Origin of the sequence: Rhodococcus sp. ARC_M6 (assembly GCF_022810305.1) — a bacterium.
Lineage (GTDB): Bacteria > Actinomycetota > Actinomycetes > Mycobacteriales > Mycobacteriaceae > Rhodococcus_F.
In genome coordinates this window covers 102,645-122,843 of the sequence record NZ_JALGQH010000009.1, presented here as the reverse complement: position 1 = coordinate 122,843, position 20,199 = coordinate 102,645, and the positions used below count along the sequence as shown (strand labels likewise).

Below are 20,199 nucleotides of genomic sequence, written 5' to 3'. Positions count from 1 at the left end.
CGGCAGGTATAAACGTCCTATGAGTCTTGATCCCGCAATTGCAGCGAAGCTGAAGCGAAACGATGCCGGGCTGTTCAGCGCGGTCGCGCAGGAAAAGTCCACCGGAGATGTTCTGATGGTCGCGTGGATGGACGACGAAGCGCTCGCACGGACTCTGGAAACACGCAAGGGAACGTACTACTCGCGTTCGCGCCAGCAATACTGGGTCAAGGGTGAAACGTCGGGCCACACCCAGTACGTCCACGAAGTACGTCTGGACTGCGACGGGGATTCGATCCTGCTCATCGTCGATCAAGAAGGCGCGGCTTGCCACACCGGCACGCACAGCTGTTTCGATACCGACGTACTGCTCGCCGCTGAATAAGGCGGCTCTTGACGGTGAGCAGGTCACTGTCCAACGATTGAGCGGACAACTTTCCGACACTGCGGGAGCGTCATGGCCGACAACGAAGTTGATTCCCTACCACTGGTTACTCGAACGCTGAGTGCGCTCGGCGGTGATGTAGGCAAGACTCGATCGCTCGGTATGTCGCGAGAACTTGCAGCACCGATCACTACGGTCTGGTCTGCGATCGCAGAATTGGAACGCATCCCACTGTGGTTCATGGCGGTTTCGGGAGAAGCGCGACCAGGCGGTCGCTATCAACTCGACGGAAATGCCGGCGGCGAAATTCTGGTCTGTGAGGCCCCTCGCATGCTTGGTATCACCTGGGAGTACGGCGGGAAGGTGAGCTATGTGACCATCGAGTTGTCCGAAACTGCAAGTGGGGGAACGCTCTTCGACTTCACTCACGTGGCTGATGTCGATCTGGATCGGTGGACCGAATACGGGCCGGGCGCGGTCGGCGTCGGCTGGGATCTGGGACTGCTCGGGTTGGCGCGTCACGTCGAACTGGGAATTAACACCCCCATCGAGACGCCGGAGTGGTCGGCAAGTCGCCAGGCCAAAGCATTCATGGCCACCAGCAGTGACCTGTGGGCCCAAGCTGCCATCAATTCCGGCGATGATCCCGAAGAAGCGCGCGCGGCGGCCGCTCGAACTACCGCCGCCTATACCGCGTAAGGAATGGTCGACCGGACTAGCATCGGGATAGTCTGGATTGTTGCGGGATTTCCGCGCCACGAGCGGAGACGACGATGGTGTATCGAGTCATCGAAATAGCGACGGTCTTCATGCACTTCGGGTTTGTGCTGTACGTGGTATTCGGCGGATTTCTTGCCTGGAAGTGGCGTCGTACCATTGCAATTCACCTTGCGGCGGTGGCCTGGGGTGCGGGGTCGCTGGTGGTCGGATACGACTGCCCACTCACAAATCTGGAGAATTGGGCGCGCCGAATGGCCGGCATCTCCGAGTTGCCGTCCACCGGATTTATCGCGCACTACATCACCGGAGTCTTCTATCCGGTCAGTATCGAGCCGATTGTTCAGGGCCTGGCTGCGGCTGTCGTTGTCGGATCCTGGCTGGGGTATGTGTTGCTCGGGCGCCATGCGAAGGCGCAGACAGGACCGTCGTCAATTCGGTGATCGGTCTTTCAATAGTCGAGGCCGAGGCCGAGTCCGTTTCCGAACGGAAACGGCGCTGATCCAGCATTTGCCGTGAATCAAGCGCGGCAAAGTGCTAACACCGGAATCGTGCGGATACCGGCAGTCTTCGCTGCGTATTCGGCGAAGCCTGGGTACAGACTTGCCTGCAGATTGAAGATTTTCTCGCGTTTGTCGCCGGTCACTTCGCGCACCGATACCGGGTACTTTTCTGTTCCGACTTCAACCTCGGCTTGGCCTGCAGCAACGAGGTTGTAGTACCAGTCGGGGTTGGTGGGGGCTCCAGCTTTGGATGCAAAAACGTAGATGGTGTCGGAATCCTTTTCGTCGGCCATGTACATCATCGGGCTAATGAACTCGCGCCCGGACTTGCGGCCCCGGTGATGGACCAACACCATCGGCGCGCCTTCGAACGGGCCACCCACTTGTCCTTCGTTAGCTCTGAATGTGGCAATGATGTCTGCGTTCCAGTCGTCAGTACTCATCGTCGTCTCCTGCTCAGGCCGTTTGTGTCCATTTGATGCTGGTGGCTGGCTTTCGGTACCGCTAGCTTGGCATACGTTTCGTCTTTATGTGCGGGCAATCGTCGGCATTCTTGATCTACTATCTACGTATGAACGCAGATAGTGGTGTTTGCCGTCGAAAGCTCCCCGAAGATCAGGTCGATCTGGTGGTCGAGGTCTTTCGGATGCTTGCCGACGCAACTCGAGTCCAAATTCTGTGGGTATTGGTGGACACGGAACGGTCGGTCAACGACCTTGCCGAGCGCGTCGGCAAGCCGGCGCCGTCAGTGTCGCAACATTTGGCAAAACTGCGTATGGCGCGGTTGGTTCGCACCCGCCGTGAAGGTACAACGGTGTTCTACCGTCTCGAGAATGATCATGTGCGCCAACTGGTTACAGATGCCGTCTTCAATGCCGAGCATGCCGGACCCGGATTACCGGGACACCATCGCAACGCCGGTGAACTCCGTGAGATCCATCCGGAAAGGTCACCTGAGGCCACCGGAGAGGTTGGTGCGTCATGACGCATGAGCCCAAAACGATGCAGGGGCATGGCCATGGGCATGGTCACCCGTCGAGAGGCTTCCGATCCGCCGTTCGGGAGGTCTTTTCGCCGCACAGTCACGACGCGGCTGACAGTGTGGACGACGCACTCGAATCGAGTGAGATCGGCATTCGAGCCGTCAAGATCAGTCTTGTCGTTCTGGGTGTCACGGCCGTCGCGCAAGTCGCGACCGTGGCGATCTCGGGTTCAGTGGCGTTGTTGGCGGACACCATTCACAACTTTTCCGACGCATTGACCGCGATACCGCTGTGGATTGCATTTGCGCTGGGAACGCGAGCGGCGACGCGTCGCTACACCTACGGCTTCGGCAGGGCCGAGGATTTGGCCGGACTGTTCGTGCTTGTCATGATCGCGATCTCTGCGTTAATTGCGGGCGTTGAAGCGGTTCGGCGATTGATCAATCCTGTGGAGGTCGAACACCTGGGTTGGGTCGCGGCAGCCGGCCTGATCGGCTTTCTCGGCAACGAGTTGGTGGCGCTGTACCGCATCAAGGTCGGGAGGCAGATCGGTTCTGCCGCACTGATCGCCGACGGATTACATGCTCGTACCGACGGATTCACGTCACTGGCAGTTCTATTGGGTGCTGGGGGAGTTGCCCTCGGGTTTCCGTTGGCGGATCCGATTATCGGCCTCGTCATCACGGTTGCCATCGTGGCTGTTTTGCGTTCGGCGGCGCGCGATGTGTTCCGACGCCTCATGGACGGCGTTGAACCCGAGTTGGTTGACGAGGCCCAACGGGCATTGGAGCTCGAACCGGGTGTCCTTGGGGTTCGCGGACTGAAGATGCGGTGGATCGGCCACCGATTGCATGCTGACGCAGAACTCGACGTCGATCCTCGTTCGACGCTCGCCGAAGCGCACGCGATTGCGCACAGTGCAGAACATGCACTGACACATGCAGTTCCGAAGCTATCGAGCGCTCTCGTACACGCCTATCCAGCGCACGGTTCGGCGAGTTCTACGCATCGGGAGTGATCAGTGATCGGGGTTCGCATCCGGCTTCATTGCGATGATCTGGATGAGGTTGCCGCAGGTGTCGTCGAAGATGGCTACGACAGCGGTGCCGATGTCAGTCGGTTGCTGAGTGAACACAACACCCAAATTTGTCAGTCGGGCATACTCGGCCTCGACGTCGTCGACCGTGAACTGTGCGAGCGGAATGCCTTCTTCGGCAAGCGCATCGCGGTACGGCTTGACGGCGGGGTGCTTGGCGGGTTCGAGCAGGAGTTCCGGGCCCTCGGGCCATTCCGGTGATGTGACTGTGAGCCAGGAGTCGTCGCCGAGCGGAATGTCATGATGCTTCGTGAAGCCGAGCACGTCCGTATAGAAGGCGAGGGCTGCTCGTTGGTCGTCGACGAACAGGCTTGTCAGTTTGATTTTCATCGTGTTCCTGTCTTGGGAGGCCATCGGCGGGTGATTTCGGCGAGTGGCTCGGGATTGAAATAGTGAAACTTGGACCGTCCGCGACGCTCGGTCATGACGAGCCCAGCCGATTCGAGGACGCCGAGATGCTGAGAGATCGCCTGACGGGTGAGGTTGAGGTTGTGCCTCATCGTGAGCATTGAGCAGATCTCGAACAGAGTCTGGCCGTCGCTCGCGGCGAGTTCGTCGAGGATGACACGCCTTGTCTCGTCGTCGAGAGCACGGTAGACATTGACCACGACCCCACTATAGGCAAGTGGCAACTTGCATATCAAGCTCACAGTAGAAGGTCGCTGCTGCGTGAGCGTCGTCGAGTATCCGAAATCTCCTGTTCAGGGCACTTTCTCGGTAAGCTACGGAGCGTCGATCTGATGTATCTCACGCCGTTTCGGAACGGGGAAACCAGTGATCGTTTTGCGGGGTAGGGCGCTTGTCGCGGTGGTAGTGGTGTCTCTGACGGTGGCGTTGGCCGCCTGTACCTCCAGTGATCCGGCACCCGGCGTAGGCAGGAATTACGGATCGGGCGGCACGCCCGTCGACTTCAAGGAACCCGTCAAGCTCAGCAGCGAAGACGGTGTTCTCGAGGTGCGATTGTCTGCCCACCAGGGGGCGGTTCCACTCGACACAGCATCGGGATCGGTGTCGAATTTCTTGCTCTTCGGCTACGAGGTTTTGCGAGGTAGTGCCTCCGACGGAACAACGTCGGCGAATGATGTCTACCCAGCGCCGACGCTTCGAGTGAACCCGGGCGAGCGATTGATCATCCACTACGACAACGATTTGCAGGGCCTCACAATCGAAGATTTCTACGATCCGGCGTTCACACCGGCGGGTGGGAAGGTTCCGATCTATCCGCCGGCGCTGACGTCCGCGCCGCTGAACCTGCATACGCATGGGGTGCATGTCAGCCCGGACGGTAATGGCGACAACGTGTTGCTCAACATTCCGGCCGGTCAGGGGAACGTGTACGACTATGCGGTTCCAGGATCTATGCCCAACGGCTTGTACTGGTATCACAGCCACCGTCACACCCTCACCGCTCAGCAGACGTACCTCGGACTGGCAGGGCTGCTCGAAATCGGTCGGCCCGACGGCAATTTGCCGATAGTGACCGCCAACGACATACCCATTCGCGATATGGCACTGCAGTACAACTTCGTATTCGACAGGAAGGGAAAGGGGCGACAACTCAACGATGCGAACTGGCCCCAATTCGTCTCGACCTTGACGCCTCCGACTGGCACCGAACTTGCTGACGGCACCTATCGGCCGAGCCTTGTGCCTGTAAATTTTTCCGAGACAACCGAGGGTGCACAGTATTTCACCAATTGGTACAGCGGACCGCTGTCGCCGGCCAACCATCGTGGACAGAATCAGTTTGTTCCGGGCAATCTGCAGAGCTTTTCCAGCGATTCCACGAATGTTCCGGCCGACCTGGCGCTGCCGGACAATCAACGCGATGTGCAGTACACAGTGAACGGGCAGTTCCAGCCATCGTTGAAACTGAAGCCCGGGCAGACTGAAATTTGGGTCCTCGCAAATATCAGTGACTTCGCCTATATGCCGGTCACATTGACGGAGACGGAGACAGGAAACCATCCGAAATTTGCGATTGTCGGACAGGACGGTAATCCGTTCGGCCAGGTCCAGCCGCCAGTAGACGGTGACGGGACCAGGCTCGTGATTCCGCCGGCATCCCGATACGCGATAGCGGTCACGATGCCCGCATCCGGGGATCTCGTTCTGGAAATGCCTCCGCTCGAAGGTGCGAAACCGGTGAGCAATCCGGGGATTCTCTACACGAACAACGGCACTGACAATCCGCCGGCAGAACTCGGTACCGTCACAGTCGATCCGTCGGTGATCAGTTACGCCGACGGGTTTTTCACGTTTCCGACCCAGCAGTTGATTCGAGCCACCCCAGATCAGGGTGAAGGCAGGACAACGCCATTCGAGTACGGACAGACGCTAGATGCGTACACCTCGTTCGTGGATACCGCATCGATGAACCCCGACGTGACGCGCTCACTGACGGTCTCGGGCGGTTTCGGCAACGACAAGGCCAGCAACAGTGATCCGAAGGCCTTCACCTACGAATTCGCGGACAACACCTTTCCCAATATTCCCCTCATTCAACCTCGTTTGAATTCCGTCGAGGAATGGAAGATCACCAACCTCAACAACGACGAGCATCCGATGCACATCCATGTCAACGACTTTCAAGTCATGGAAGTAGTGGACCCTGTCGCTGGAACTACGACGGGAGTTCAGCCGTGGGGGATTGACAACGTCAATGTGCCCGCCCCGGTCACGGATGAGAACGAGAATGCGCTCGTTCCGGCGTCGGTGACGTTGCGTACCAAGTTCACCGAATACACCGGAACGTTTGTGATCCATTGCCATCGACTCAATCACGAGGACAACGGCCTGATGGCGACGGTCAACGTGATTCCGGAAGTCTCGTCGTATGCGGTCGCTGTCCCGGGTTCACCCGGCGTGCCCGCGACGGTGCAGATCTTCGATGCCAACCGCGACAGGTTGGTCACGACCGTGACGCCGTTCCCATCCTTCGAGGGGACACTCAGCGTCGCGATGGCCGACGTGAATGCCGACATGGTGTTGGACCTCGTCGTCGGAACCGGACCGGGTGTGGCTCCGGAAGTGGCGGCGTACAACGCAGTTAGTGGCGAACCATTCACCGATGAGTTGGCGCGCTTCGCTCCTTTTGCCGCGGACTTCCGCGGTGGTGTCAACGTCGGCGGCGTCGACATCGATGGGAATGCCTTGGCGGACAACATCATCGTCGGCTCCGGTCCGGGAATGGAATCGCAGGTGAAGATCTACTCGACTGATCTGCCTGCCGACAAGAAGACGGCTCCGGCGGAATTCGGGTCATTCACGCCGTACCCGGGTTCGAACAGCGGCGTCACGGTTGCCACCGGAATGGTCGACTCGCATTCCGGTCGGGCCAGCATCGTCACAGCGCCGGGCGCGGGCGACGAACCGTGGGTGAAGACATTCCGCTACGACCTCTACCAGCCCACCGCCGCAGCGGCCGCAAAAGGAAACGCTGACGAACACGCAGGTCATGCGGATGGGCCGGTGATGACGTCGCAGTTCTTGGCGTTTGATCCGAACTATCGGGACGGAGTTTCTCTCTCGACGGGATGGGTGGCCGGTGCCGAGGGCGGAGCGAAGTCCATCGTGACCGGGATGCGCGGAGGCGAAGGAACGGTGCGCGTCTTCTCGAGTGGGTCACGGCTAGATGGTGCGCCCGAGATGTATTTGGAGAGCCCAGATCACCATTCGACAGATGTTGCCTTCCGGGAAGTTGCGTCCTTTGATCCCTTCGAAGGATCTTCTGGCGTCAGTGTGGCGACCACAAGTACCACAGTGGGTGCAGATCTCCTGGTCAGTGGGCCGTCCGAGGTACGCAAATTCAGTGTGGGGCGGGCAGATCCGTCGGCGATCACCCTCACGCCGACACTCGTCGGAACCCTGCCGCCCTATCCTTCTGGCGCAGGAGCACTGCCACTCGGGGGTCGCTAGGTGCGCGCTCCCGCCGTCGCGATCGCATCGATGACGGCGGCAGGGTCATCGAGCGCGACGAATGTCCTCGCGCCGGGAACCTCGACGAACGCGGCGTCCGGAAACAGGGCCGCGAGCCGACGTCCGAGAACGGGTGTAAAGGCGCGGTCAGCCATTCCCCACACGATCGTGACCGGCTTGGTGAAGCGAGGCAGTCGGGTGGCGACGTCGGTGAGATCCATCGCTCCGACCCCACGCAACAGCGTCGCCAGGTTCTTGGCGATTCGTGAATCGGTGCTCATCGGCTCGACCCACGATGCGGTCAACGCGTCATCCCGTCGGACCAGCAAGCCGTAACCCAGCGGCGAATGGCGCAGTGCTGCCACCTTGAGCAGCTTGGACAAGAGGCCGATCGACCTCGGTCCGCGCATGGTCGCGAAGACGACGTTGAACGGGAACGGCGGGAACTTCTCGAACGCGTCGCAGTTGGTCAGCACCAGGCTGCCGACGCGGTCGGGATGCGCGTCCACGAGGAGCTGGCAGAGGGCGCCGCCGGTGTTGTTGCCCACCAGTGTGATGTCGCGAAGGTCGAGTGCGCCGATGAAGTCGTGGATCATTTCGGCGACCGTGCCGGGCGTGAGCTCCACCGAATCGTCGACTGGAATCGTGTGGGAGCCAAGAGGAAGTTTGGGGAGAATGCAGCGGAAACCGTCGCGCGCAAGTCCTTCTGCAACGTCCATCCATAGCCTGTGATCGACGAGGATGCCATGAATGAACAACACCGGGGGATGGGGCGAGTCGTCTGGACCCAACACTCGATACTCGATCGTCGCTCGTTTCAACTTCACTTGAAGCATGTGGGATACCCTCCTCATGACAGTTACGAACACTCAGTATGAAAGTTACGTGCAGTCTGTATGAGAGTCAACGGTGATCCGACGCCCGTCCGCCGAACCCAGGCGGAGCGGACCGCAGCGACACGCGCGCGTCTTCTCGGGGCAGGCAGGCAACTGTTCGCCGCCGACGGGTATGCGGCGGTCTCAACCCAGGCCATTGTCGATGCCGCAGGCGTAACTCGGGGCGCGCTCTATCACCAGTTCGGCGACAAGTCGGGCTTGTTTGCCGCGGTCTACGAAGAGGTGGAGCGTGACCTCGTCACCGCCGTCAGTGTACGAATCGCCGCCGCCGCGCCCACCGATCAGCTGGCGGCCATGCGCGTCGGTGCCCGGTTGTTCCTCGGTGAGTGCTCGGCGCCCGACGTGCAGCGAATCGTGTTGATCGACGCGCCCGCAGTCCTCGGCTGGGACCGGTGGCGCGAGGTAGGTATGAAGTACGGACTCGGTGTCATCGAGGCGATGCTCGCGGCAGCAATGGCCGACGGGGTGATTCCGGAGCAACCGCTGCGGCCGACGGCCCACGTCTTGTTGGGAGCCCTCGACGAGGCGGCTCTTTTCGTGTCTCGAGCGGCTGACGCCGAAGGTGCTCTGGAGCAGATGTATGCGGTGTGCGACCGCCTGATCAACGGTATCGCCGGCACCAATCCGCAACTCGATGCCCAGTAGGGGTTCTCCAGTTGGTCTAGGCACGGAAAATGAATCCATTGGCGATTTGTCGAAAAACCTTGTATATGAACAAGTCTCGAGTGAAATCTATCGAAACCTGTCCGAAATGTCCCTAGAAATCGAAACCCTGTTCGATTAGAATTAACGAATGGGGAATCGGGAAGCGTGGCAACTGGACAGCGAGGGACTCAAAATAGAGGTTCTCGACCTCGTTCACGCCCGCCACGGCCTGCAATCACGCATGGTGCACCTCGTTGTCGAGATGTTCGCCCGTGACGCTCTTCCTGACACCGGTTTCCGGGCTATCGCCCAGTGGTTGCACCGATCCACCAACCTCGAGATCGGTGAGTGCAGCCAACTGGTCTCGCTTGCGCGGTTGTTCATGCTCGAACCTGTAGTCGCACAGTCCTTTCACGATGGTGACATCGACGCTCTCAAAGCCCGGCAGGTAGCCCAGTTCTGCCAGCACCCACCCAAGAGCATGCATACCGCGGACATCGAAAAGGCCCGCGACATCCTGCTGGACCTGGCCTCGAAGAAGGTTTCCGACTGCGACGCTGTCCGCGCGGCCATCCGGCGTATCGAAAAGAAGTACGGCAACCGCGACGACGGAGTCCCCGTCGGGGAAGATTCCGAGCGCAACGAGTTCTACGCCTCCAAAGGTTTGTACGGACGGGTCAGCGTCAAAGGTGATCTCGATGCCGTGAACGGCGCCCGGTTGATCGCGCTACTGTCCGGGCTTTCGAATCCGACGCCCGAAATTGACGGCGTGAAAGATGCTCGCACCCCGGCCCTTCGACGTGCCGACGGTTTCTGCGAGATGTTGCGACGCTTTGAGATGGCCGGCCTCGGACCCGTCGAAGGTGGCGTCAAACCGCACCTGACGATTACGGCTACCGCAAAAGACCTCACGGATCTGCAGGCATTGAAAGACCTGTTGCCGTCCACCGAGGAACTCGGGTATGCGATCACCAACTGGGCCGGCCCCATCAGCCTCGACAGCGCCCGCATGCTGGCGTGCGATTGCACGGTCACCCGAATCCTGCTCGACCAGAACGGGGTTCCGCTCAATCACGGGCTCGATGAGCGAACCGCGACAGTCCCGCAGCGGCGAGCCCTGACGGTGAGAGATGGCGGATGCGCTTTTCCTGGCTGCGGCACCCCGCCCGGATGGTGCGACGCCCACCATATAGTTCACTGGATGGACAGTGGTCCAACGGATTTCGATAATCTCATACTTTTGTGCGGCCACCATCATCGGTTGCTGCACCATACCGAGTGGAGAGTCGAGATCGGGGACGATCGGAAAACCCGGTTCTATCCACCAATGTCGGTCGATCCGTATCGAGATCCGATACCGGGGAACAGTCCACCGACAGCAGCTTGAACAACGGAACACGCAGCATCACCACCGGGAAGAAACATGCCCCCGGTGGTGATGCTGCGTGTTCGGTAGCTGGGTCAGGGAAGTGACCAGATTTGGGTCGTTGCTACATAGAAAACAACAACCCAGAACACTGTTACAGCCGCGACAATCGCCAATCCTTGCGCGTTGGTCTTGGCAGCAGGAATTCCCGCTGGCGGCCGTAACCACTTGTGCAACAACCGATTAACGTAGTACGGCATCGTGAAGAAGCTCATGATGAAACTCGAGAGCAGATTGCCGATCAACAATCCGAGCCACAGCGGCATCTTCAGTGGTGACAGTGCCAAGGTCAACAGCACGACGGTGGGGTACAGACCGACCCACACTGCTACCGCGGTTTTTGTGTCCGACGGTGGCGGTGCCTCGTTGCCGTTCTCGTCGAAGGCAAACCAACTACCGAAGGAATTGTCCACGGTCCGTAGTTCGAAATCATGGAACTTGCGGCCCTCGGCCAGGAGCTCCTGGCGCTGCGGTGACGTCAGCCAGGTGTCTAGATGTGCGGCGGTGTCGAAGCGGTAGAGGGTGGTCCATTCGTCCTGGACTCCCTCGACGGGACGGAACAGTTCGGTCCCACGAAAGCCTTCGAACGCGCTCTCGGTCTCACGCAGTCGGTCTTGCCAGGCGAGGAACTCGTCGATGTTGTTGTCACTGACTCGATGGGTTACGACGACTGTCAGCAAAGGGTCTGGAGCCTTGATCCCGCCGCTCACTACTTGCTGTGTGGCGGGCCCGTCGAAGAACTTTCGGCCTTGATCGAGGTAATCCTGCCTGGTTGCACTGTTGATCCACGCCTGAACATGGGCGATGGAATCGAAGCGGTACACGACCACCCAATCCGGTTGGGCGGGTGTCGGAGCCGAGACTTCTGCCCCGAGAAACCCGGTGTAGTCGGCGGCGGCGCGGTTGAGGTCTTTCTGCCAGATCTCGAACGGTTCCTCCGACCCCGCACGCACCCGCTGACCGATGATGACCGTCGCAACGTGGTTTGCCGACGTAGTCATCGGTTCAGTCCGGTATAGATCCGCTCCGGAGTGAGGGGCAGGGAGCGGAAGCGGGTTCCCGTTGCGTTCGCAAGTGCATTTGCCAGCGCTGGTGCTACCGGATTGATGCAACACTCCGCCATGCCTTTGGATCGAAGGGGCCCGACGGAATCAGCTGAATCGACGAGTAGGACCTCAGTACGAGGAATATCTGCGTACGTGGGGATGCGGTAGTTGCGCAGATTCGGGTTCATCATCGTTCCGTTGGCGTCCACGTGGAAGTTCTCGGTGAGTGCGAAGCCGATACCTTGGGCAACGCCGCCTTCGATCTGCCCCCGCACCTGCGCCGGATTGATGATCACACCCGCGTCGGTGGCCTGAACGCTGTACAGAATCCTGATCTCCCCGGTGATTCGGTGAACCGCGATTCGGAAGCCGTGAGTATTGGACACCACGCTGCGAGGCGATCCGTATGCTTTGCGGGCTTCGGTGAACCTGATTCCCCGTCGTCGACCGGCGTCGACCAGTTCCGCGAGGGTAATGCGGACATCTCCACACAGGATTTTGTCATCGTCCATCGAGCATTGATCAAGGGCGACGCCGGTGCGGGATGCAGCGAACGCAAGCAAACGGTCTCGCAGCGCGTTCGACGCTCGAAGTACGGCGTTGCCGGCGACAAACAGTCCGGCGCTGGCGAAAGCGCCTGTGTCGAAACCGGTTCGATCAGTATCGGATTGAATGATCCGCACACGCGACGGCGTGGTTCCGAGCTGGTTCGCTGCGATCTGGACATGTGCGGTGGACGTGCCCTCTCCGAATTCGACTGTGCCGATGGCAAGTTCGTACACACAGTCATCGCCGAGAGTGAGCCAGGCCTCCGAGATGTGTTCGGTGGGAGGTGCCGTTTCGTGCAGCGAGCTTGCGGTGCCCGTGCCGATGAGCCAGTCGTCTCCGAGCGTCGGGACTGGGTTGCTGCTCAAGGCAGCGTCAACCAGATCGATGCACTGCCCGAGGCCGTCTTCGGTGAAAATGACGTCGTCCGGGCCGTCTTCGAGTGCGACCAATGAATCGCCCGGGCGGACGATGTTGCGTCGACGCACTTCGAGGGGGTCAAGACCCAACGCGATCGCCAGTTCAGTCATCGCGGATTCGACGGCAAAGGCAGGCTGCGTCATGCCGTATCCGCGCAGGGCGCCGCTCGGAACACTGTTTGTGTAGATCGAATACGCGTCGAACTTCTTGTTGGCGCAGCGATACAGCGAAACTGCGGCACCGCCGGCGAACAATGTTTCGCCGCCGTGGTTTCCGTAGGCGCCGGTATTGGAGATGTTGCGGTACTGAAATGCGGTGAGCGTCCCGTCCTTCTTGGCGCCCAGCTTGATTGTCAGTTTCATGGGGTGACGCGGCGACGCTGTCGTGAATTCTTCTTCTCGCGTGAACTCGAAACAGACGGGTCGGCCGGTGTCCAGGGTTGCGAGCGCCACGAGATCCTCGCTGATCACCTCCTGTTTACCACCGAATCCGCCTCCCACTCGCTTGCAGAACACTCGTAGCTGATCGGGCCGCAGGTCGAAGAGGTGCGCGAGTTTGACCTTCGCGATCGAGGGGGACTGCGAACTGGTTCGGACGTGGAGTCGACCGTCCTCCATCCACGCGATCGAACCGTGAGTCTCCAAGTGGGCATGCTGAACTCGCGGCGAGAAGTACGTGCCCTCGTGAATGATGTCGGCGTCCGCGAACCCGGCCTCCACGTCGCCGACGTGACCGTGGATCTCGAGCAGGATGTTGTGCTCGGGATCGCGGACGAAAGGGTCGTCCGAACCGTGCAAAGCGGGAGCGCCGTCGGCCATCGCGTCTTCGGGGTCGAAGACTGCGGGGAGAATCTGGTACTCGACAACCACTTTTCGACGCGCTTCCTCTGCGGCAGCGACGGTGTCGGCGAGGACTGCCACTACGCGTTGCCCGACAAAGCGCACGACGTTGTCGAGAATGTACGTGTCGTCAGGGTCAACCAGGTGGTCGGTGTGGATTGCAGTGGTAAAACGTTTGCGCGGCACGTCTTTCCACGTATAGACGCGATGCACTCCGGGCACGGTGAGGGCTTCCGCGGTATCGATGGAGACGATGCGTGCGTGCGCGTGCGGCGAGTGGAGCACCTTCAGATGCAACATTCCGTCGATGGTGGTGTCCATCGTGTATTCGGCGCGTCCGGTCACCACGTCGGTGGCAGCCGGTGCGCTGACGCTGGTACCCACGGCTTCGCCGGGAAGCGCAACTTCGATTCCGCTGACACCGTTGACAGCGTCCTCGACGGCTCGATATCCCGTGCAGCGGCACAGGTTTCCCTTGAGTGCGCGTGGTAGGTCATCTTTCTGGGAGTCCGTTAACGCGGCCGACGTCATGATCATGCCGGCAGTGCAGAACCCGCACTGAAATCCCGGAGCATCGCGGAACTGCTGTTGCATCGGATGCAGATTTTCGGGCGTCCCCAGGCCTTCGATAGTGGTGACCTCGCGGCCTTCGGCCCGAAAAGCCGGCGTGATGCAACTATGGACCGGGTTGCCGGCGAGCCAGACGGTGCACGCGCCGCAATCGCCGCCGTCGCAACCCTTCTTGACGCCGTGATGTCCGAGCTCTCGGAGAAATGTTCTCAAACACTGTCCGGGACCGGGCTCTGTCTCGAAGCTGTTGCCGTTCACCGAGTACGTCATGGCCGATCCTCGCTCAGTTCGACGCGTATCTCCTCGGCAAAATGCCGCGCGAGGTGACGGCGGTGGTCGGGGGTGCCGTTGGGGTCGTCGAACCAGACGTCGTCAGAAATTCCGTCGATGCGCGATCGTAGTGTTGCGGCGTCGGGCATGGTCTCGAATGCCAACCGTACGGGACGGGTTGTCCCGGCCGTGATGGTCAGTAGTAGTTCCGTGGTGCCGCGTGTCTGGGTGGCGATCATGAAGATCGTCGACCGGCCGAGGTGAGTGAGGCTGAATCTGCGATGGGTGTGACGTTTGGTGAGTGTCTGCGCCGGGATGTCGATGCTACGGAGTATCTCGCCGGGATTGAGAATGTTCTGGTGGTCGCCGGTCACGAAATCTATGGCATCGACGGTCCGCTCGGATCCGTCTGTGGCCCACAGTGTGTAGGTCGCTTCGAGGGCGACTGTCAGCGTGATCATCGGGCCGGCGGGCAGGGACAGACAGATATTGCCGCCGACCGTCGCAGAGTTCCAGATCTTGAACGACGACAGAAATGATTCGCACGCGAATGCAAAGAGAGGTGCCGAACCCCAATGCGGTGGCGGGACATACGCATACAGGTCCCGTATCGTGCAGGTCGCGCCGATGGTGAGACCCGCGTCGCTCGGGTCGAGTGATGCCCAGCCGAGCGACGTGAGATCCACGAGACGATCCAGATCGGGTTGTTCCGCCGAGAACAGCCACGTTCCACCCGCGAGCCACGCATCACCGGGACGCCAGATGACTCCGGGCAGATCGGGTGGCCGCCGCACGACGCCGGTAATGGTGTTCAGATCCATGAGCCTGCTCCCCTCGGGGGATTGCCGCGCGGATCTTCGACATTACTGATTACATGGTGCGCAAATCCAGCATTTTGGACAAATCGGAATATTGCCGAATCGAAAGCGCTATTGCCGTTTTGTTTCTGGAGGTACGGGCGACGTGAGTTCGGCGATCAGTGCCTGCACGCGACGCTTGATCTCGTCTCGGATTGGGCGTACCGCGTCGATGCCTTGACCGGCAGGATCGTCGAGGACCCAGTCGCGGTAACTCTTGCCGGGGAAGATCGGGCAGGTGTCGCCGCAGCCCATCGTGATGACGATGTCGGAGGCTTGGACGGCATCTGTTGTGAGGATCTTCGGGCGATGGCTGGAGATGTCGATGCCGACTTCGGCCATCACCTCGACAGCGGCGGAATTGACGGTCTCTGCTGGTGCGGATCCAGCTGAGCGGATCTCGATGAAATCCCCCGCGAAATGGTCGAGGAAACCTGCCGCCATCTGCGATCGGCCGGCGTTGTGGACGCACACGAACAGGACGCTGGGCTTGTCGGTCATCGGGAGGAAACCTCTCGGATGTTGGGGGAGAAGCGTTTACGAAGCGCGAGGGAGACATACACCAGGCCAACCAGAACTGGAACTTCTATGAGTGGACCGACCACTCCGGCGAGCGCCTGGCCGGAAGTTGCGCCGTAGGTGGCGATGGCGACTGCGATAGCGAGTTCGAAGTTGTTACCGGCAGCGGTGAACGCGAGGGTCGTGGTGCGCTCGTAACCCAATCCGATTGCGGCGCCGAGGATATAACCGCCTCCCCACATCAGTGCGAAGTACGCGAGCAACGGGAGCGCAATGCGCACGACGTCCCACGGTTGGGAGGTGATCTGCTCACCCTGCATCGAGAAGAGTGCGACGATGGTGAACAACAAGCCGTACAGCGCCCAGGGGCTGATCTTCGGAATGAACGTATTGTCATACCAGTCACGGCCTTTGGCGCGTTCGCCGAAGAATCGAGACAGGAATCCTGCCAGCAACGGGATGCCGAGGAAGATGAGAACGGATTTTGCGATCTGCCACGGAGACGCGTCGATGGTGGTCTGCTCGAGGCCGAGCCACCCGGGCAGAACCGAGAGGTAGAACCATCCCAGAACAGCGAACATGAAGACCTGGAATACCGAGTTGATGGCGACCAGAACGGCAGCGGCTTCGCGGTCTCCGCAGGCCAGATCGTTCCAGATGATGACCATTGCAATGCAGCGGGCAAGGCCGACGATGATCAGGCCCGTTCGATACTCGGGTAGGTCGGGCAGAAACAGCCAGGCCAGCGCGAACATCAGTGCCGGACCGACAACCCAGTTGAGAACCAGTGATCCGGCCAGGAGTTTCTTGTCTCCGGTGACTGTGTCGAGGCGGTCGTATCGCACTTTCGCGAGTACCGGATACATCATGATCAGGAGTCCGAGTGCGATGGGAAGGGAGATGCCGTCGATCTGGACTTTTTCGAGAGCGGCGTTGAGTCCGGGGATCCACCGTCCCAGAATCAGGCCGACAATCATGGCAACGCCGATCCATACCGCCAGATATCGGTCGACGGTGGAAAGTTTGCCGACGACGGCGGGGGTTTTGGTGGCAGAGGCACTACTCATGCGCTGACCTCGATGCCTGCGACCGCGGAGCATGCGTCGGTGGTGGTCGTGGTGGATCCCTCGACCAGCAGTACCGCAGATAGCTGTTGCAATGCAGCAGGAATCACCCAGTAATACACCCAGGTCCCGCGTCGTTCGCAGTCGAGGAGGCCGGCTTGGCGCAGCACTTTGAGATGATGAGAGATTGTCGGCTGGGAGAGGTCGAAAGTGTCGGAGATGTCGCAGACGCAGGCTTCGCCGCCGGCATGGCTGGCGACCAGACTGAGCAGGCGCAGGCGCACGGGATCGCCGAGTGCCTTGAACATCTTGGCCAGGTCGCCGGCCCAGTCTTCGGTCAGTGGTTCACGAACGAGTGGGGAGCAACAGGCGCCGTCATCGGGCAACTCTTGATTCGACATACTTCGATATTGACAGATGTCGAAGCAGTGCGCAAAAGTTCCAGCGCCCGTAGTGCGAAAAGCCTCGTCGGCCGCGAACCCCGACAATCGAGCCCGGGCAGCTGAGTTCTTGCTCACTTTCGCTCCCAATCTGTAAACCTGGCCGACCAACATGCAGGTCAGGGCCGTTATAGTCGCCGTATGAGTTCCGAAACACTCGACACCGACCTTCTGGCGCGCAGGTTTGCGTGTCTGGGTGACCCGACGCGCCTTCGAGTGCTACGACTCGTGACTGCCGGCCCTGTCGCGGTCGATGTGATCGCTCGGGACGCTGCAATCGAGCCGTCGACTCTGGGCGTGCATCTCGAAGCATTGGTGGATGTCGGTTTTGTCGACATCACGGTTCAGGACAAAAAATCCGTGGTCAATGTTGTCGAATCCGCGTATTCCGACCTTGTGGAAGCTGCGACGGTGGTCGCTGCGCGAGGTCAAGTTCGCGACACATTGGGATCACTGCCCGAGGACGTGGTGCTCCGACGGATGAACGACGGCGACTGGGATGCTGTGCGAGCGATTTACCGCGAGGGAATCGATACCGGGACAGCAACATTCACTACATCGGTACCGTCAATGGAGAAGCTGGATGCACAGTGGTTGCCTGATCATCGATGGGTAGCGGAAATCGACGGACTGGTGGTGGGATGGGCAACGCTCAGCCCGACGTCATCACGTGATTGCTACCGCGGTGTTGCCGAGAACTCCATCTACGTCGGTAGCGCGGCACGCGGTCGGGGGGTGGGCAAATTGCTTCTGCGCCAGCAAGTTCAGGCCGCCGACGCCAGCGAGATCTGGACTGTGCAATCGTCGATCTTTCCCGAGAACCGGGCGAGTGTGGCTTTACATCAGGCCGTTGGATTCCGGATTGTCGGGACACGCTCCCGAATCGCGCAACTGGAGGGACAGTGGCGCGACACGGTGTTTTTGGAGCGTCGAAGTGAGGCCGCTAGCCTTTAGCAGCACTGATCCCGGCGCGGCGGCCGTAGAAACTGCCGTCACCGAGAGATGTTCCGGACGCATAGCCTCCGGCGCAAACACCGGCCGTGCAGCGGCCCGCGGCAAACAAGCCGGGAATCGGTTCACCGGAGACGTGCAGAACCTCGGAATTGACGGACGTTCGTAAACCGCCGAGGGTGAATCCGGCAGTGAAGTTTCGTAGGTCCAGAGCGGCGATCGGGGAGCCGATGGGTTTCACCCACTCGGACTTCTTGCCCAGCACAGGATCCTCGCCGCGCTCGGCATGGCGGTTGTATACCTCGACGGTGGACTGCAAGGTGCCTTCGGGCAAACCCATCTCGGATTCGAGTTCTTCGACGGTTTCAGCGACCCACTTGGGCCGGAACCGGAAGAACGGTGTGGAACTGTCTGCAGCGGCGCCTTCGTCGTACGCAGCTTCGTCGATGATCAGGTAGGCCTGATTATCGTTGCGCAGCAACGTTTCCTGTCCGATGCGTCCGGGGTACGTGTCTTCGTTGACGTACCGCTGACCGCGAGCGTTGACGAGGATGCCTCGCACCATCAGCTGCGGATCGCCGAAGAACGCAACTTCAGTGGCATCCATATGTGCCAGGTCCGCGCCTAGAGCTTGGGCCATCCTTATCGCGGTACCGTCATGCTCTTCGATAGCGGCGCCGGGCCGGCCGATCAATCGCGGAGCGTACGACGCGATCATCGACTCGTTGTACGCGAAGCTGCCGGTCGCCAGCACAACACCGGTCCGGGCACGTACAGCCACTTCCTTGCCGTACTGCTTCGCGATGATCCCCACCACTCGATCACCGTCGACGACCAGGCGCTGAACGCGCATGTCAAGCGCGGCGCGCACTCCCAGCTTCTCTGCAGTTTCGACCAGCGGCTTCATCAGCATGTAGCCACCGCCCTTTTCGCCGGTGCGCTTGCCGCTCATCTGCGGAACATGTCCGCGGGGAGCCGGCGTGGCGATGGTGTTGAACGGTGCGGAGTTCTCGCCGCCGGAGTACATGAGTCCGTCGTCGAAAGGCGTTTCCCAGCCAGGCTGGCCGTAGAAGGTTTCCTTGAACGGAACGCCGTTGTCGACCAGCCAGTTGTAATGCTCGACGCTGCCGTCGCAGTAGTCGGTGATCTTGTCCTCGTCGGCGCCGGGGCCGAGGGCAGCCATCATGAACGTCTTCATGTTCTCCGGGGTGTCCTCGAAGCCGAGGGCCTTCTGCAGTGGTGTTCCGCCGCCGAGATAGATGAACCCACCGGCCAGTGCGGCCGCGCCGCCCCATCCGCTGGTGCGTTCGAGCACCAGCACGTCGGCGCCGGCGCGTGCCGATTCGATGGCGGCGGAGACACCGGCGATGCCGTAGCCCGCAATAACGACGTCGGCCTCGTAATGCCACGTCTCGATGGACTGCGCGGATATCGGACGGATGGAGTTGGCCTCAGTCATGGATGTCGGTCCTTCGCTCGGAGATAGTTCGGTGGTCGAAGTATCTCGGCGCGGGGTCAGGCCGGTATCCGTTTTCGGCGAAATATTGCTCGTTGGCGCACGCAACCATGCGCGCAGCGGCACATCCAGTCAGAACCAGCTCAGGCCTTCCCGAGGCCCGCTTCGATGCCCTTGTCGAGTTGGGTGAGCATTGCACTGCTCAACTCCGAGAGTTGCGCGACCTGGTTGTCGTCGAGGCCTTCGAAGATGAGTGCTTGGACCAGGTTGACGTGTCCCGGTGCGGCTTCGACGACTTTGACCATTCCTTCGTCGGTCAGAACCGCGTTGGATCCTCGACTGCCACGGATTACCTCACGCCTGACCCAGCCGACTTTCTCCAACTTGGTGACGACGTGTGAGAGCCGTGACAGTGATGCGTTGGCCCGCTGCGCAAGTGCGGATAGCTGTAGCTTCCGGTCGGGTGCAGCCGAGAGTGCTGAGAGCACGAAGTATTCGAAATGTGTTAGCGCAGAATCTCGTTGGAGTTGGGTGTCGAGCGCCGCCGGTAGTCGGGTGACGAGCGAGATGAGGGAGAGCCACGCTTCCTGCTGCTCGGCGGTGAGCCAGGTAGTCGGGGCCTGTGGCTCGGCTTGCGCGTGCTGTTCACTCATCGGTGGATCTCCTCCTGGTA

At 60.4% G+C, this 20,199-nt stretch carries 21 protein-coding genes; 9 read left to right on the top strand and 12 right to left on the bottom strand.

Annotated elements, in window-relative coordinates:
- Positions 1-19: 19 nt before the first annotated feature.
- The 3 genes from hisI (at position 20) to MTX36_RS12740 (ending at position 1,524) form a co-directional block, all read left to right on the top strand.
- A complete protein-coding gene (gene hisI / locus MTX36_RS12750) occupies positions 20-364 on the top strand; it encodes a phosphoribosyl-AMP cyclohydrolase (RefSeq protein WP_094273537.1) in 345 nt (114 codons plus the stop codon).
- 72 nt (positions 365-436) lie between these two features.
- On the top strand, positions 437-1,063 hold the full coding sequence (locus MTX36_RS12745) for an SRPBCC family protein (RefSeq protein ID WP_243620101.1): 627 nt from the start codon (positions 437-439) through the stop codon (positions 1,061-1,063).
- Between the two features lie 74 nt (positions 1,064-1,137).
- Positions 1,138-1,524 (top strand): DUF2784 domain-containing protein, encoded by a 387-nt coding sequence (locus MTX36_RS12740; protein WP_243620100.1) that lies wholly within the window; start codon positions 1,138-1,140, stop codon positions 1,522-1,524.
- A gap of 77 nt (positions 1,525-1,601) precedes the next feature.
- On the opposite strand, the gene MTX36_RS12735 is transcribed toward MTX36_RS12740, so the two are convergent.
- A complete protein-coding gene (locus MTX36_RS12735) occupies positions 1,602-2,027 on the bottom strand; it encodes a nitroreductase/quinone reductase family protein (RefSeq protein WP_243620099.1) in 426 nt (141 codons plus the stop codon).
- Positions 2,028-2,155: 128 nt separating this feature from the next.
- On the opposite strand from MTX36_RS12735, the gene MTX36_RS12730 reads away from it, so the two are divergent.
- Complete coding sequence (locus tag MTX36_RS12730) at positions 2,156-2,569, top strand: metalloregulator ArsR/SmtB family transcription factor (protein WP_243620098.1); 414 nt, start codon at positions 2,156-2,158, stop codon at positions 2,567-2,569.
- The gene (locus MTX36_RS12725) at positions 2,566-3,585 is read left to right on the top strand and encodes a cation diffusion facilitator family transporter (protein ID WP_243620097.1); all 1,020 of its coding nucleotides are present in this window, start codon (positions 2,566-2,568) and stop codon (positions 3,583-3,585) included. The genes MTX36_RS12730 and MTX36_RS12725 overlap by 4 nt, the downstream gene beginning before the upstream one ends.
- On the opposite strand, the gene MTX36_RS12720 is transcribed toward MTX36_RS12725, so the two are convergent.
- The gene (locus tag MTX36_RS12720; protein WP_243620096.1) at positions 3,586-3,993 is read right to left on the bottom strand and encodes a VOC family protein; all 408 of its coding nucleotides are present in this window, start codon (positions 3,991-3,993) and stop codon (positions 3,586-3,588) included. It lies immediately after the preceding gene.
- Positions 3,990-4,271 carry a helix-turn-helix transcriptional regulator gene (locus MTX36_RS12715; RefSeq protein ID WP_243620095.1) on the bottom strand — a complete coding sequence of 94 codons (282 nt, stop codon included), beginning with the start codon at positions 4,269-4,271 and terminating at the stop codon, positions 3,990-3,992. The genes MTX36_RS12720 and MTX36_RS12715 overlap by 4 nt, the downstream gene beginning before the upstream one ends.
- Before the next feature lie 166 nt (positions 4,272-4,437).
- On the opposite strand from MTX36_RS12715, the gene MTX36_RS12710 reads away from it, so the two are divergent.
- Positions 4,438-7,581: a multicopper oxidase family protein gene (locus MTX36_RS12710; protein ID WP_243620094.1), complete on the top strand. Its 3,144-nt coding sequence runs from the start codon at positions 4,438-4,440 to the stop codon at positions 7,579-7,581.
- Here MTX36_RS12710 and MTX36_RS12705 read toward each other — a convergent pair.
- The gene (locus tag MTX36_RS12705; RefSeq protein WP_243620093.1) at positions 7,578-8,417 is read right to left on the bottom strand and encodes an alpha/beta fold hydrolase; all 840 of its coding nucleotides are present in this window, start codon (positions 8,415-8,417) and stop codon (positions 7,578-7,580) included. The two genes, MTX36_RS12710 and MTX36_RS12705, sit on opposite strands and share 4 nt — an antisense overlap.
- 60 nt (positions 8,418-8,477) lie before the next feature.
- On the opposite strand from MTX36_RS12705, the gene MTX36_RS12700 reads away from it, so the two are divergent.
- Positions 8,478-9,122, top strand: a complete 645-nt coding sequence (locus tag MTX36_RS12700) for a TetR/AcrR family transcriptional regulator (RefSeq protein WP_243620092.1) — start codon at positions 8,478-8,480, stop codon at positions 9,120-9,122.
- 148 nt (positions 9,123-9,270) lie between these two features.
- Positions 9,271-10,509 (top strand): HNH endonuclease signature motif containing protein, encoded by a 1,239-nt coding sequence (locus MTX36_RS12695; protein ID WP_243620091.1) that lies wholly within the window; start codon positions 9,271-9,273, stop codon positions 10,507-10,509.
- A gap of 74 nt (positions 10,510-10,583) precedes the next feature.
- On the opposite strand, the gene MTX36_RS12690 is transcribed toward MTX36_RS12695, so the two are convergent.
- The 6 genes from MTX36_RS12690 to MTX36_RS12665 form a co-directional block, all read right to left on the bottom strand.
- On the bottom strand, positions 10,584-11,549 hold the full coding sequence (locus MTX36_RS12690; RefSeq protein ID WP_243620090.1) for an antibiotic biosynthesis monooxygenase: 966 nt from the start codon (positions 11,547-11,549) through the stop codon (positions 10,584-10,586).
- A complete protein-coding gene (locus tag MTX36_RS12685; protein ID WP_243620089.1) occupies positions 11,546-14,239 on the bottom strand; it encodes a molybdopterin cofactor-binding domain-containing protein in 2,694 nt (897 codons plus the stop codon). The genes MTX36_RS12690 and MTX36_RS12685 overlap by 4 nt, the downstream gene beginning before the upstream one ends.
- Positions 14,236-15,060, bottom strand: a complete 825-nt coding sequence (locus tag MTX36_RS12680; RefSeq protein ID WP_243620088.1) for a xanthine dehydrogenase family protein subunit M — start codon at positions 15,058-15,060, stop codon at positions 14,236-14,238. The genes MTX36_RS12685 and MTX36_RS12680 overlap by 4 nt, the downstream gene beginning before the upstream one ends.
- A 108-nt stretch (positions 15,061-15,168) precedes the next feature.
- Complete coding sequence (locus MTX36_RS12675; RefSeq protein WP_243620087.1) at positions 15,169-15,597, bottom strand: arsenate reductase ArsC; 429 nt, start codon at positions 15,595-15,597, stop codon at positions 15,169-15,171.
- Positions 15,594-16,682 (bottom strand): ACR3 family arsenite efflux transporter, encoded by a 1,089-nt coding sequence (gene arsB, locus MTX36_RS12670; RefSeq protein WP_243620086.1) that lies wholly within the window; start codon positions 16,680-16,682, stop codon positions 15,594-15,596. Before arsB ends, MTX36_RS12675 begins: the two co-directional genes overlap by 4 nt.
- Positions 16,679-17,080: a helix-turn-helix transcriptional regulator gene (locus MTX36_RS12665; RefSeq protein ID WP_243620146.1), complete on the bottom strand. Its 402-nt coding sequence runs from the start codon at positions 17,078-17,080 to the stop codon at positions 16,679-16,681. The genes arsB and MTX36_RS12665 overlap by 4 nt, the downstream gene beginning before the upstream one ends.
- A 180-nt stretch (positions 17,081-17,260) precedes the next feature.
- On the opposite strand from MTX36_RS12665, the gene MTX36_RS12660 reads away from it, so the two are divergent.
- Positions 17,261-18,073, top strand: a complete 813-nt coding sequence (locus MTX36_RS12660) for a GNAT family N-acetyltransferase (protein WP_243620085.1) — start codon at positions 17,261-17,263, stop codon at positions 18,071-18,073.
- Here MTX36_RS12660 and MTX36_RS12655 read toward each other — a convergent pair.
- Together MTX36_RS12655 and MTX36_RS12650 are read right to left on the bottom strand one after the other, a co-directional pair.
- Positions 18,063-19,529 (bottom strand): FAD-dependent oxidoreductase, encoded by a 1,467-nt coding sequence (locus MTX36_RS12655; RefSeq protein WP_243620084.1) that lies wholly within the window; start codon positions 19,527-19,529, stop codon positions 18,063-18,065. The two genes, MTX36_RS12660 and MTX36_RS12655, sit on opposite strands and share 11 nt — an antisense overlap.
- A gap of 140 nt (positions 19,530-19,669) precedes the next feature.
- Positions 19,670-20,179 carry a MarR family winged helix-turn-helix transcriptional regulator gene (locus MTX36_RS12650; protein ID WP_243620083.1) on the bottom strand — a complete coding sequence of 170 codons (510 nt, stop codon included), beginning with the start codon at positions 20,177-20,179 and terminating at the stop codon, positions 19,670-19,672.
- Positions 20,180-20,199 lie beyond the last annotated feature (20 nt).